The sequence below is a fragment of the Streptomyces sp. NPDC002580 genome (genome assembly GCF_042889485.1).
In the GTDB taxonomy this organism is placed as follows: Bacteria; Actinomycetota; Actinomycetes; order Streptomycetales; family Streptomycetaceae; genus Streptomyces.
In genome coordinates this window covers 103,824-116,713 of the sequence record NZ_JBIAQZ010000002.1, presented here as the reverse complement: position 1 = coordinate 116,713, position 12,890 = coordinate 103,824, and the positions used below count along the sequence as shown (strand labels likewise).

At 72.2% G+C, this 12,890-nt stretch carries 13 protein-coding genes; 6 read left to right on the top strand and 7 right to left on the bottom strand.

The annotated features are described in order from the left end of the window. Positions 1-29: 29 nt before the first annotated feature. Positions 30-947: an NADP-dependent oxidoreductase gene (locus ACFYW7_RS06995; protein WP_389498837.1), complete on the bottom strand. Its 918-nt coding sequence runs from the start codon at positions 945-947 to the stop codon at positions 30-32. Positions 948-1,150: 203 nt separating this feature from the next. On the opposite strand from ACFYW7_RS06995, the gene ACFYW7_RS06990 reads away from it, so the two are divergent. After that, on the top strand, positions 1,151-1,618 hold the full coding sequence (locus ACFYW7_RS06990; protein ID WP_389498835.1) for a YrdB family protein: 468 nt from the start codon (positions 1,151-1,153) through the stop codon (positions 1,616-1,618). A 34-nt stretch (positions 1,619-1,652) separates the two neighbouring features. On the opposite strand, the gene ACFYW7_RS06985 is transcribed toward ACFYW7_RS06990, so the two are convergent. Further along, on the bottom strand, positions 1,653-2,186 hold the full coding sequence (locus ACFYW7_RS06985) for a GNAT family N-acetyltransferase (RefSeq protein WP_389498833.1): 534 nt from the start codon (positions 2,184-2,186) through the stop codon (positions 1,653-1,655). 281 nt (positions 2,187-2,467) lie between these two features. Between ACFYW7_RS06985 and ACFYW7_RS06980 the strand changes: the two genes are divergently transcribed. Beyond that, positions 2,468-2,728: a hypothetical protein gene (locus ACFYW7_RS06980; RefSeq protein ID WP_389498831.1), complete on the top strand. Its 261-nt coding sequence runs from the start codon at positions 2,468-2,470 to the stop codon at positions 2,726-2,728. A 64-nt stretch (positions 2,729-2,792) separates the two neighbouring features. On the opposite strand, the gene ACFYW7_RS06975 is transcribed toward ACFYW7_RS06980, so the two are convergent. After that, on the bottom strand, positions 2,793-3,017 hold the full coding sequence (locus ACFYW7_RS06975) for a hypothetical protein (protein ID WP_389498829.1): 225 nt from the start codon (positions 3,015-3,017) through the stop codon (positions 2,793-2,795). Next, positions 3,014-3,643: an AAA family ATPase gene (locus tag ACFYW7_RS06970; RefSeq protein ID WP_389498827.1), complete on the bottom strand. Its 630-nt coding sequence runs from the start codon at positions 3,641-3,643 to the stop codon at positions 3,014-3,016. The genes ACFYW7_RS06975 and ACFYW7_RS06970 overlap by 4 nt, the downstream gene beginning before the upstream one ends. A 482-nt stretch (positions 3,644-4,125) precedes the next feature. On the opposite strand from ACFYW7_RS06970, the gene ACFYW7_RS06965 reads away from it, so the two are divergent. Next, positions 4,126-5,748, top strand: coding sequence for a cation acetate symporter (locus ACFYW7_RS06965; RefSeq protein ID WP_389498825.1), 1,623 nt, complete (start codon positions 4,126-4,128; stop codon positions 5,746-5,748). Between the two features lie 197 nt (positions 5,749-5,945). On the opposite strand, the gene ACFYW7_RS06960 is transcribed toward ACFYW7_RS06965, so the two are convergent. Next, on the bottom strand, positions 5,946-6,743 hold the full coding sequence (locus ACFYW7_RS06960; protein WP_389498823.1) for an inositol monophosphatase family protein: 798 nt from the start codon (positions 6,741-6,743) through the stop codon (positions 5,946-5,948). A gap of 303 nt (positions 6,744-7,046) precedes the next feature. Here ACFYW7_RS06960 and ACFYW7_RS06955 point away from each other — a divergent pair, with 303 nt between their 5' ends. Then, the gene (locus ACFYW7_RS06955; RefSeq protein ID WP_389498821.1) at positions 7,047-7,823 is read left to right on the top strand and encodes a polysaccharide lyase family 7 protein; all 777 of its coding nucleotides are present in this window, start codon (positions 7,047-7,049) and stop codon (positions 7,821-7,823) included. 115 nt (positions 7,824-7,938) lie between these two features. On the opposite strand, the gene ACFYW7_RS06950 is transcribed toward ACFYW7_RS06955, so the two are convergent. Then, positions 7,939-9,378, bottom strand: coding sequence for a gamma-aminobutyraldehyde dehydrogenase (locus tag ACFYW7_RS06950; protein ID WP_389498819.1), 1,440 nt, complete (start codon positions 9,376-9,378; stop codon positions 7,939-7,941). A gap of 111 nt (positions 9,379-9,489) precedes the next feature. On the opposite strand from ACFYW7_RS06950, the gene ACFYW7_RS06945 reads away from it, so the two are divergent. Further along, positions 9,490-10,941, top strand: coding sequence for a PucR family transcriptional regulator (locus tag ACFYW7_RS06945; protein WP_389498817.1), 1,452 nt, complete (start codon positions 9,490-9,492; stop codon positions 10,939-10,941). Between the two features lie 88 nt (positions 10,942-11,029). On the opposite strand, the gene ACFYW7_RS06940 is transcribed toward ACFYW7_RS06945, so the two are convergent. Further along, positions 11,030-11,620 carry a TetR/AcrR family transcriptional regulator gene (locus tag ACFYW7_RS06940; protein ID WP_389498815.1) on the bottom strand — a complete coding sequence of 197 codons (591 nt, stop codon included), beginning with the start codon at positions 11,618-11,620 and terminating at the stop codon, positions 11,030-11,032. A gap of 184 nt (positions 11,621-11,804) precedes the next feature. On the opposite strand from ACFYW7_RS06940, the gene ACFYW7_RS06935 reads away from it, so the two are divergent. After that, the gene (locus tag ACFYW7_RS06935; RefSeq protein ID WP_389498813.1) at positions 11,805-12,824 is read left to right on the top strand and encodes an aldo/keto reductase; all 1,020 of its coding nucleotides are present in this window, start codon (positions 11,805-11,807) and stop codon (positions 12,822-12,824) included. Positions 12,825-12,890: the final 66 nt, after the last annotated feature.

Below are 12,890 nucleotides of genomic sequence, written 5' to 3'. Positions count from 1 at the left end.
GGGCCGGAGCGGGATCCTGACCGCCGGGCTCAGGGGCGGAGCACGATCTTGCCGTGGGTCCGCCGCAGTTCCAGCTCGCGGAACGCGTCCCGCACCCGCTCCAGGGGGTAGGTGCGGGCGATCGGCACCTCCAGTTCCCCGCGCGCGGCCAGCCGGGCCAGTTCGCCCACCACCACCGCGCACGCCGCCGCGCCTTCGCCGTACGTGTGCGCGCCCACCCTGGCCGCCGCCTCCCAGTCGCGGATGGTGTTGATCCGCTCGGGGCGCACGCCCAGTTCCACGGCCAGATCCACGTAGCCGTCGCCGAACGTGTCGACGAACGCGTCGACCGTCCCGCCCGAGGCCCGCCGAACGCGTTCGGCCGCGCCCTCGCCGTAGTGGACCGGGACGACACCCCGTTCCTTCAGCCAGGCGTGGTTCCGCTCGCTCGCCAGCCCGATCACGGTGGCGCCGCTCCGCCGTGCGAGCTGTACGGCGAGAGATCCGACGCCGCCCGCCGCACCGGACACCACGACCGTGTCGGCCGGTCCCGGATCCACCGCGAAAACGGCGGCGTACGCGGTCGTACCGGCCACGTACAACGAGCCGGCCACCTCCCAGGAAAGGCCCTCGGGGCGCGAGACCAGCTTCACGTCCTCCACCACGACGAACTCCGCGTGGCTCGCCCTGCCGTGCGTGAAGCCCAGGACCTCGTCGCCCACCGCGAAGCCCCGCACCTGCGGGCCGGTCCCCACCACGACACCGGCCAGATCACTGCCCTGGCCGGAGGGGAAGACCGCGGGCCAGCGTCCGTGCCGGGCTCCCTCGCGGATCATCGCCTCGCCGGGCTGGATTCCGGCGGCGCGGACTTCGACCAGCACCTCCCCGGGGCCGGGCGTCGGGCGCTCGACCTCCTCCACCCGCAGCACATCGATCCCGCCGTACTCGTGGAACCGGACCGCCTTCATGCCGTGATCACCGCACTTCCCTCGATCGGACAAGCCTCGGGCAGCGGCCCCCCGAGGGCCGTACCGCGACCGCTACGTCGAACTCAACCGCTCCGTACGGCAGTTGTGTTCCACGGCGAAGCTCGGGCCCCAGGTTCGGTGAAGGGGGGCCATAGGTTGCTCTCGGCCTGCCATGCTGACCGCGGGCACAGCGAGAGGACTTCATGCCGACGGACCCGGACGTCACCCTGTTCACCGAGCGGCCTTGGTTCGCGGCGAACGAACTCCTGGCCTTCGTGGTCGAACTCGTCGCGCTGGCCTGTCTGAGCTGGTGGGGATTCACCGTCGGCCAAGGCCGGCTGCTCCACGTCCTGTTCGGCGTGGGCACGCCTCTCCTCGCCGTCGTGCTCTGGGCGCTGTTCGCGGCGCCGAAGGCGCGCCTGCGGCCCGGGTCGCCCGTCGTGCTCCTCGTCAAGGCGGTGGTCCTGGGCGGCGGCGCCGCGGCGGTCCACGGAGTCGGGCATCCCGTCGCCGCGGTGGTCATGGCGATCGTCGTGGTCGCGAACACGGCGATCGCCGAAATTTGTCGCCGTACCGTGCTCGTCCGGCCCGAAGCGACACACGGCGGTGCGAGCGGCCCGGCGGCGGGGCCGGAAGGCGCGACCGGCCCGACGGCGACGGCGCCCGACTGAGGATCGCCGCGGCGGGCTCACGCCGAGGGGCGGATCACGCCTCGAACTCGGTGAGGTCGATGGCGTGAACGGTCAGGGGGTAGCCGTGCACCGGGTGGGTCGTCTCCCTCTCCGGCTCCATGCCGAGCTTGCGGACGACGTTCAGCGAGGCCTCGTTGCTGATCTGGTTGACGCTGATCACACGGTCGAGGCCACGGTCCTGGAGGGCGAACTCCAGTGTGGCGTGGGCGGCTTCGGACGCGTAGCCCTGGCCCCAGAACGATGAGCCGAACCGCCAGCTGATCTCCACGGCGGGCAGCACCTCGGGCAGGTACTCGGGGACCGACAACCCCGCGAAGCCGGCCAGTTCGCCCGAGGCGAGCAGTTCGACGGCGAAGATGCCGAAACCCTCCTCGTCCCACTCGTCCTCCCACCGCTCGATCTCCTCGGCCGTGGCGTCGAGGTCGAGGACCGAACCGTCGTCGACCCAGCGCATGACATCGGGGTCCGCGTTGATGTCCGCCATGGCGGCGAGGTCGTGGTCGTGCCAGCGACGGAGGAGAAGACGGGGGGTGTGGATCTCGGTCATGCACCCATCCTGCCCTACGGGCGGGGCCCCGGCCGCCGTCCGGGGCCGCAGCCGTACTGTCCCGCGGCACAGCCCGGAAGGGGACGCCCGCCCGGCCGCGTCCCGCCTCGCGCGCGTCCTGCCCGTCCACTCGGTGCCGGCCCGTTCGCCGGCACGGATCCCGGTCCGCGTGGTTCCCGTCCCGGACCGGTCGCACCCGGGCCCACGACCGGCCGCCGCTCCGTCCTCCCAGGCCACGAGGGCCGCGGTTTTGGACGGGGGGACGGGGGCAACCGGCCGTCATGGAGACCCATGACGGCAGTGAAGAAGCGATCGAGACCCAGGGCGACGAGCACCACGTCGTCCTCAGCGCCGACACCAACGGTGACGGAAGGACCGACGTGTGGATGACCGACACCACGGGTGACGGCAAGGCCGATCTCTACCAGTTCGACACCACCGGCGACGGGAAGGTCGACCTGACGATGGTGGAACGGGCCGACGAGCCGGGCGCCGACCGGATCGTGGTCGAGGGCGACGGCGGCCACCCGGTGGAGACCTGAGCCTCCGGCACGCCCCGCGCGGGAGTCCGCTGGTCCGCCGGGCCCGGCCGCCGCACCACCCGTCCTACGCGGTGCCCGTCAGCGGCCGCAGTACGGCCGCGCCGACGCGCAGGACCGCGGACACGGGTGGTTCCACCCACCGGACCAGCTCGCGCGGCAACGCGGGGTCGAACTCGATCGTCACCCGGACGTACCGCGTGTGCAGCCGGGCGACCTTGGCGTGACGGGGTGCGGCGGCGTCGGGTTCGCGCTGCAAGGCGGCCCGGTAGGTGTCCCTGCGCTGATTCACATCGTTTCCTGACGCTTGATGAGTTCGTCCGCGAGATCCATGTACGCCGATCCCTTGACCTCGACAGGGCTGCCGAACGACTGGGAGTACAGGTCGAGCCGGGGAATGTGGGTGGACAACACGTCGAAGCCGCGCTCGGTGAGCGCTTCGCGTGCGTCGGCGTCGGGACCGGTGCGAGTGGCGTCAGGACGGTTCGTACGGTTCAGCAGTACGGCGGCCCGGGCGGGCCGGGGCCGCAGGGACTGGACGTCGCCCATCTCACCGCCGATCGGTGCCATGCGGTCCAGTTCGATGGGGGACGGGGTGACCGGCACGATCCACTCGCCCGCGTACCGCATGACGCTCCGGGCGATGTGGGCGTGATCCTCCATCTGAGGGGCGTCGAACACGACGGCCCGCCGGTCGCCGAGGAAGTCGTTCACCCGCCGGTGCACGTCGCCCACGGGGAGGGAGAACACGGGGAAGGGGAAGCCCCCCGCCAGTTCGCTCCACCGCAGCGCCGAGGAGGCGGGGTCGCTGTCCACCAGCAGCGGTGAGAAGCCCGACTCGTGCAGTGCGTGAGCCAACCACACCGCGCTCGTCGTCTTGCCCACTCCGGGTTTCAGGTTCACAAACGCGTAGCTCATCGACACAGGGAGCCACGCTAGTGATCGTGGGACCCCGCGGTCGCCGGTAAGGGGCGTACCCCCTTGTCGTTCACCCAGCGGGCACCGGTGAATCATTCCTATGGACCAACGCGGCGCCCGTGCGACCGGGGGAGGGGCGACGGCACCCGGCACCATGACGCCCGGACCCGGGACGCCGGTGGTACCCGTTCTTGCGCCCGCACTTGTCCTCGCGCCTGTACCGGTCCCTGTGCGTGTCCCCGTATCCGCACCTGTGCCCCCGACCGTCCGGCTCGGGCCAACCGTCGCACGGACACGTGTGGTTGTGCCCCCGCACAAGCTCACCCCGAGACCGCTGTGCGCCCGCCGCTTCAACTCGCCGTCCCCTGTACGCGGTACCGGGCGGCTGATGCCATGCCCGGCATGTCTCCCGCATCTCCTCCCCCGCCGACCCCGGGCGCACCGACGTACCCGCACGCACCGACGGCCCCGGAGCGGCACCCGTGAGCGCCGGCGACGGACAGTCGCTCGCCGTCGTGGTGTTCCTCGGCTTCGTGGCCGTGTCCCTGTTGCTGTGCGGGCTGGCGGCGGCGGACATCGACGACCCCGAGCACTTCTACGCCGGCGGCAGCGCGGCCTTCGGCCCGATGGGCGGCGGGCTCGCCATCGCCGGTGACTACATCTCCGCGGCGACCCTGCTCAGCACCACCGGCGCCGTGGCCCTCGACGGGGCGGACGGCGTCCTGTTCGCCTGTGCCACCGTCGTCTCCCTCTTCCTGGTCATGCGGATCCTGGGTGAACCCCTGCGCCGCAAAGGCGTGTTCACCCTGGGGGACTTCGTCGCCGACCGGCTCGGCACCCCTTCGGCGCGCCGGGCCCTCGGCGTCGCCGGCCTCGTGGTCCTCGCCCCGCTGCTCCTGGTGCAGCTCTCCACCGCCGGACGCATCATGGCGGCCATGTTCGGCCTCCCCGACGGCGCGCTCACCGGATGCACCGTCGCCGGAGGCACCCTGATGGTCTGCTACGCCGCGTTCGGCGGGATGCGCGGTGTCGGATACGTCCAGATCCTGAAGGTCGGTGTGACGCTCGCCGTCATGGTGCTGCTCGCCGGGATCGTCCTCGCCCGCTACGGATGGTCACCACCGGCGCTGTTCGACGCCGCCCGGGACCGTTCCGGAGCGGGTGCCGGATACGCGCGCCCCGGACTCCACTTCGGCCACTCCGTCGCCGGGCGCCTCGACCTGATCGGCTTCGCCGCGACCCTCCTGGTAGGCGCCGCGTGCCTGCCGCACATCACCATGAGGCTGCACCCGGTCCGTGACGCCCGTACCGCGCGACGGGCCGTCGGCTGGGCGGTGGGTCCCGTCGCGGTGGTGTGCGCCGGGGTCGTGGTGGCCGGACTGGGTGCCTGCGCCCTCATCGGCCGGGCCCCGCTGAGAGCAGCCGACCCCGGGGGAGCGACAGCCCTGCTGATGGTCACGGGTGCCCTCGACCCGGCCGCCGGGGGCGCCCGCGACAGCATGCTCTTCGCCGTCGTGGCGTGCGCCGTCTTCGCGACCACCCTCGCGGCCGTCGCGGGCATCACCCTGGCCGCCGCGTCCAGTCTCGCCCGCGACTTCGGCGGCCGGCCCGCCCACGGGTCCGGGGGCCGCTCACCGGCCGGGGAGATCCGCCGGGCACGGTACGCGATCGTCCTGGTCGGAGCCGCCGCGGTCGTCCTGTCGGCGTTCCTCGGGGACCGCGGCAGACTCACGTTGATCTCGCTGTCGTTCAGCGTCGCCGCCTCGGTCCTCGCCCCGGTCCTGCTGTACGCCCTCTTCCTGCCGGGCCACACCGTCAAGGGAGTCCGCTGGACCGTCTACGGAGGCCTTCCGCTCATAGTGCTGCTGCTGGTGGGGTCCCCGGCGGTGTCCGGGGGCCCGACCGCGGTCTTCCCCGACCAGGACTTCCACTGGTTCCCGCTCCAGACCCCGGGGCTGGTCACCATCCCGGCGGGTTTCCTGCTCGGGCTCGTCGGCCGCGCCCGCGCCCGCTCCGACTCCGGCGCTTCCTGGCGACGGCAGGACAGGACCGGACCGATGACGACACCCCGCTCCCGCCGCCCCGACCCCGCGGCACGTCGCTGAAGCCCGGTCCGGGGCCCGTCGACGCCGCGGTGCGTCCCGGTCTCCCGGGTACGGGTGCTCCTCGTCGGTGAAGGTGAAGGTGTCCTCGGTGGACCGGTGCCGCGCCGCGTCGTCAACACCGGGACCCTTCACCGGAGTCGGCGACGCGGCCGCAGGCCGTTCCCGCCCGGTGGCCGCCGGAGGTCGGTGGCCACCGGTCAGTTCGCGTCGCGGATCATCGACATCAGCAGCGCGTGGGTCTCGGCGTCGGCGGCCGCCACGAGGCCGCGGCCGGTCTCGCCGAGCGGGGCGCCGTCGATCCCGGTGACCACACAGCCCGCGGCCCGGCACAGGGCGATGCCCGCGGCGAAGTGGACGCTGTCGGACAGGTCGCCGCCGTCGGTCACGTACGCGGCCCGCCTGCCCGCCGCGACCCAGGCGAGCGCCAGCGTCGTGGACACGACCCGTGGCCTGAACCGGGCCACGAACCCGGGGTGGGCGAGCAGTTCCACGGCGCGGAAACCGGGGGCGCTCGGAAACGGCGGGTCCAGGTTGACGTCCACCAACTGGGTGGCGGAGGTGGGCGCGAGACGCGTGTCGATCCCGGCACGCCGTAGCCAGGCGGTCTCTCCGTCGGTGAAGACGACCTCGTCCCCGAACGGGTCGGCCACCGCGGCCGCCCCGTCGCGCAGCGCCACGTTGACCGCCACCAGCATGCTCCCGGACGCGTAGTTCAGGGTGCCGCACAACGGATCCACCAGCCACTGGCGAGCGGCGTCCGCGGCTCCTCGCCGTCCGCCCTCTTCGCCGAGCACGGCGTCATCGGGCCGCGCGGCGCGGATGACGTCCAGGATCGCCTCCTCCGCCCGGACGTCGGCGGTGGTGGCGAAGTCTCCGCCGCCCTTGTCGACACGGTCGAGCCGTCGGCCGTACAACCCCCGCACGACGTCCGCGCCGGAGCGCGCCGCCTCCGTCGCGACGGTCGCGTCGTCCCAGGAAACGTGTGAATCGATCATGGTGGCCAGCGTAGGCGGGCGAGGCACGGCCCAGGGCGGGGTCCGGGAACCTGATCGACCTCCATGGGGCCATGGCCCCATGGAGGTCGCCTCCGACGGGCGGAGGACACCGGTCGCGATCCCCGACGTCCCCAACACCGCTGTGTGCGCGACCCCTTGACGTCGTTGGTGCAGACCTTTAGCGTCACGGCACACCACGGTTCACAGGTGAATCCATTGTTCATGTATATGAACTAGTTCTGCTTCACCTCTGCCCCTGGCGGAACGTCTTTCCCTCCCCCACGATCGAAGAAGGACGCCAACATGACCCGTTCCAGGCTTCTGACGACGGCCACCCTCGCGGGCGTCGTCGTCGCGGCGACCGTGCTCGGAACCGCTGACGCCGGTGCCGCCGACCCGAAGGTCGCGCCCGGTGGGAACTTCGACCTGTCGGTCTGGCAGCTGCAGGAGCCCGTCGGCTCCCCGGGCTCGCCGACCACCATCTCCTCCGCCCGGCTACAGGGGGCGAACGGCTACCAGGACGCGTACTTCTTCACCGACACCCGCGACGGCGCGATGACCTTCTGGGCGCCCGAGAAGGGCGTCACGACGCCGAACTCCTCCTACGCCCGCTCCGAGCTGCGGGAGATGAAGCGGGGCGGGGGCGCGGCGGACTGGTCGCTGAGCGGCAGCCACCGGCTGAGCGCGACGCTGCGGGTGGTGTCGGTCACCGCGAACGTGTGCGTGGGGCAGATCCACCTCGGCTCCGGTGGATCGTCCACCAAGCCGCTGGTGGAGCTGTACTACCGCGCGAGCGGTGACATCGTCGTCGGCACCGAGAACTCGCCCTCGGGCGGGCAGACGACGCGCACCGTGGGGCATGTGGCGGTCGGCAGGACGTGGACCTACACGATCGCCGTCTCCGGCGGGAACACCATCGACCTGACCGTCAACGGCAGCACCACGCACTACGCGATCCCGTCGTCGTTCTTCCCGTACAAGCAGTACTTCAAGGCGGGCTCGTACAACCAGTCGTCCTCCGACAGCACCACGAAGGGCGCACGTGTCGCCTTCTACGGACTGAACGTCTCGCACGGCTGACGGCTGACGGCTGGCGCCTGACGGGCGTCGGACACGGGGAAGGGGTGAGCCCGGCGCGATGCCAGACTCACCCCTTCCCCGTCGGGACGTCCGCTCGGTGCGGCGTCATGACGTGTCAGAGCGACGTCATGACGTGCTTGATCCGGGTGTAGTCCTCGAAGCCGTACGCGGAGAGGTCCTTGCCGTAGCCGGACTTCTTGAACCCGCCGTGGGGCATCTCGGCGACGAGGGCCATGTGGGTGTTGATCCACACACAGCCGAAGTCGAGGTTCTTCGACATCCGCATCGCCCGCGCGTGGTCCTTGGTCCACACCGAGGAGGCCAGCGCGTAGTCGACGCCGTTGGCGTACGCCACGGCCTGGGCCTCGTCCGTGAAGGACTGGACGGTCATGACCGGGCCGAAGACCTCGTTCTGGACGATCTCGTCGTCCTGCTTCAGGCCGGAGACCACGGTCGGGGCGTAGAAGTAGCCCTTGTCGCCCACCCGGTGACCGCCCGCCTCGACCTTCGCGTGTTCCGGCAGGCGCTCGACGAAGCCGCTGACCTGGGCGAGCTGGCCCGCGTTGTTGAGCGGTCCGTACAGCACGTCCTCGTCGTCCGGCTGCCCGGTCCTCGTCCCGGCGGCGGCCTTGGCGAGGGCGGCGACGAACTCGTCGTGGACCGACTCGTGGACCAGGACGCGGGTCGCGGCCGTGCAGTCCTGGCCGGCGTTGAAGAAGCCGCCGACGACCAGGTCCTCGACCGCCTTCGTCAGGTCGGCGTCCTCGAAGACCACGGCCGGGGCCTTGCCTCCGAGTTCCAGGTGGACCCGCTTGACGTCCTTGGCCGCGCTCTGGGCGACCTGGATGCCCGCGCGGACCGAACCGGTGATGGAGGCCATCGCCGGGGTCGGGTGCTCGACCATCAGCCGCCCGGTCTCACGGTCGCCGCAGACCACGTTGAAGACACCCTTGGGAAGCCCCAGCTCCTCCAGGACTCCGCCGATGATCTCCGCGATCAGCACCGTGGAGGCCGGGGTGGTGTCCGAGGGCTTCAGGACCACGGCGTTGCCCGCCGCGAGCGCCGGGGCGAACTTCCACACCGCCATCAGCAGGGGGTAGTTCCACGGCGCGACCTGGGCACACACGCCGACCGGCTCGCGTCGGACGATCGAGGTCATGCCCTCCATGTACTCGCCGGCCGAGCGGCCCTCCAGCATCCGGGCCGCGCCCGCGAAGAAGCGGACCTGGTCGATCGCGGGGGCGAGTTCCTCGCTGAGGGTGAGGTGCAGCGGCTTGCCGGTGTCCCGGCTCTCCGCGGCGACCAGTTCCCCGGCCCGCGCCTCCATGACATCGGCGATCTTCAGCAGCGCGCGCTGCCGCACGGACGGGGTCGCGTCGCGCCAGACGGGGAACGCCGCGGCCGCCGCCGCCATCGCCGCGTCGACGTCGGCCGCTCCCGACAGCGGGGAGGTCGCGTAGACGTCACCGGTGGTGGGGTCCACGACGTCGAGGGTCCGGCCGTCCGCGGCGTCCGCGAACGCACCGTCGATGTAGTTGCGGAACGTGCTGCTCATGGAACGTATCTCCTGGTCGGGCGGCGGTACGGGCGGAGGAGGTTTTCTCAGTGTGGGGCCCCCGGTGACCTGCGACAATGGTGCTCATCACAGATACGTACGATGTCTTTTGTGGCCGGCAACAAACTCACCGTCGCGGATCTGCTCTCCGCCCCCGCGCTCCAGCTCTCCCTGAAGGCCGGCGGCGGCGGTCTGGGCCGGTCCGTCTCCTGGGCGCACGCCAGCGAGCTCGCCGACCCGACGCCCTGGCTGCTGGGCGCCGAGGTGATCATGACGGCGGGCCTGGCGATCCCCCGTACCGCCGAGGAACAGCGCACCTACCTGGAGCGGCTGGACGACGCCGGGGCCTCCGCCCTGGCACTCTCCGCGCAGCTGCACATGCCCCCGCTGCACGACGCGTTCTTCCGGGCGGCGGAGGAGCGGGGCTTCCCGGTTCTCGAAGTGCCGCTCGCGGTCCCGTTCATCGCCGTCGCCCAGGAGGTCGCCGCCTCCGCCCAGGAGGAGGCGTGGCACCGGCTGGGCGCGCAGCTCCAGGTCTTCGGCGCGCTGCGCTGGCTCGTCACCGAGGACCTCGACACACCGACACTCCTGCGCCGTCTCGAAGGGCTGTCGGGCTATGACGTCTTCCTCTGCACGCCGCAGGGGCGCCCCCTGCTGCCCGGAGTCCCCGTGCCGGACCCCGGCGTCCTGCCCGCGTCCGTCGACGCCCCGCCGGCGATCCCCGGCGGATTCGTGCTGCCGGTGCCCGCGCCCGGCGGCCCGGCGGGCTTCCTCGTCGCGTACGAGCGCCCGGGCGCGAGGCCCGCGGGCCTCGCCGTGGTGCAGCACATCGCGACGGTGGCGGCGCTGCGGCTGGCGATGGTCCGCAACGAGCGCGAGACGCTGCGCCGCGAGGGCGCGGAGACGCTCGCCGAACTGCTGCAGGAGGTCCTCGACCCGGAGGTGGCGCGCCGGCGGCTCGCCCGGCACGCGATCGAGGGCGACATGGTGCTGCTCGTCGTGCGGGACACCACCGACGAGGCGCTGCTGCGCTGCCTGGCGGACAGCCCGCACCTGCTGCTCACCCGGGGCGAGGACCGTTACGTCCTCGGGGCGCCGGAGCTGGCGGCGGCCGTCGGCGGACTTCCTGCCGTGGTCGCCGGGGTCAGCCGTCCCTTCCCGCCGGGCGCCGCTCTGCGGGTCGCCCAGCGTGAGGCGCTCTGGGCGGTCGCCCGAGCCGTCGAGTCGGGCCGCTCCGTCGTCCGCTACGGCGACGACGGGGCGGGACGCTGGCTCCCCGACGATCCCGCCGTCCTGGCGGCACTGGTCGAGCACGTGCTCGGAGCGGTGCTGCGCTACGACGCGAGCCACGACTCGCAGTTGCTGGTCTCCGCCCGCACCTGGATGGAGCGCGACCGCCGCACCGAGACGGCCGCGGCGGCGCTCCACATCCACCCCAACACCCTCGCCTACCGGCTGCGCCGTTTCGGGGCTCTCGCCGAACGGGATCTGACCTCGACGGGTGCCCTGGCCGAGGTCTGGCTCGCGATCCAGGCGGCGGGAGCGCTGGGCCTCACCGACTGAGCGCACCCGTGCGCCCTCCGGGCCGTCCGCGGGGGTCGCCCGCCGCGGCGGACGGGACCGCCGCCGGGGTGTGCCGGAGGGCCGGTGGTCAACCGGTTCGGCGCAGGCCCGCGACGAGGAGTTCGACCAGCCGTCGCGCGTCGTAGCGGGGGTCGTTCTCGGCGCCGATGCAGAGGTTGCCGACGCCGCGCATCAGTTCGTAGGCCGTGAGGCCGGGGCGGATCTCGCCCGACTCGGCGGCGGCGTCGAGGAGTCGCGTGCACACGGGGAGGAGGCGGTCGACGAAGTAGGTGTGCAGCGCGTCGAAGGCGGTGTCGTCGCGCTGGAGAACGGCGGCGAGTCCGTGTTTCGTGACGAGGAAGTCCACGAACAGGTCGATCCATTCGGCCAGTGCCGCGTGGGGGGACGCGCAGTCCCTCAGCAGGGCCGGTCCGGCCTCGGCGCAGGCTTCGACCTGGTGCCGGTAGACGGCGACGATCAGGTCCGCCCGGGTCGGGAAGTGGCGGTAGATCGTGGCGGTGCCGACGCCGGCCTCGGCCGCGATGTCGCGCACGGGGGCCTCGACGCCCGACCTGGCGAAGACCGCGGCGGCCGCGTCGAGCAGCGTCTCCTGGTTGCGCCGGGCATCGGCTCGCTTGGGCCGCACCACCCGTCCGGCCGTCTCGTCGCTCTCGTTCATGCGCCCTTCCCTCTGTGACCGGACCGCCAAACGGAACACGGTTCCGTATTCGCTTGCTAACCGGAACCGTGTTCCGTATCGTCAAACGGGACGGCGTTCCGCTTGCTCATGATGGCAGACGACCGGAGCCGGCGACCAATCCGCGCATCGCCGGCGCGCTTCACCCGCAATGGAGGAGACAGGCATGCAGTACCGCACTCTGGGCCGCACCGGCGTACAGGTCAGCTCCCTCGCGCTCGGCGCGATGAACTTCGGAAGCATCGGACGCACCACCCAGGAGGAGGCCACCGCCATCGTCGACGCCGCCCTCGAAGGCGGTGTCAATCTGATCGACACCGCCGACATGTACGGCGACGGGCAGTCGGAGGAGATGGTCGGCAAGGCCATCGCGGGCCGCCGTGACGACATCGTGCTGGCCACCAAGGCGGGCATGCCGATGGGGGAGGAGCGCAACCACCGGGGCGCCTCGCGCCGCTGGCTGGTCACGGAACTGGACGACAGCCTGCGCCGTCTCGGTGTCGACCACGTCGATCTCTACCAGATCCATCGGTGGGACCCGGACACCGACGACGAGGAGACGCTGTCCGCCCTGACCGACCTGCGACGCGCGGGAAAGATCCGCTACTTCGGTTCCTCGACCTTCCCCGCGTACCGGCTCGTCCAGGCGCAGTGGGCCGCCCGTGAGCACCGACTGGGCCGCTACGTCACCGAACAGCCCAGCTACTCCATCCTGCAGCGGGGGATCGAGACCCATGTGCTGCCCGTGACCGAGGAGTACGGGCTCGGGGTGCTGGCGTGGAGCCCGCTGGCCTCGGGATGGCTGTCGGGCGCGGTGCGCGAGGGCCGGGACGTCACGACCAGCCGCTCGAAGCTCCTGCCGCAGCGCTTCGACCTCGCGGTGCCCGCCAACCGGGCCAGGCTCGACGCGGTCGAGCGGCTGGCCCGCGTGGCCGACGGGGCCGGCCTGACCATGATCCAGCTGGCGCTCGGATTCGTGACGGCGCATCCGGCCGTGACGAGCGCGCTGATCGGCCCCCGCACACCGGACCATCTGCACGCGCAGCTCGCCGCCGCGGACACCGTGCTCTCCGCCGACGTACTGGACGCGATCGACGCGATCGTCGCCCCCGGTACCGACCTCGCCCCGGACGAGAAGTACGACACTCCGCCCGCGCTGCTCGACGCGTCCCGGCGCCGCCGCTGACGATCCTCGGCCGCTCCCTCGCCCCGGTCCAACCGTGGAGCGGGCGGCCCCGGCCCGGAACGGATC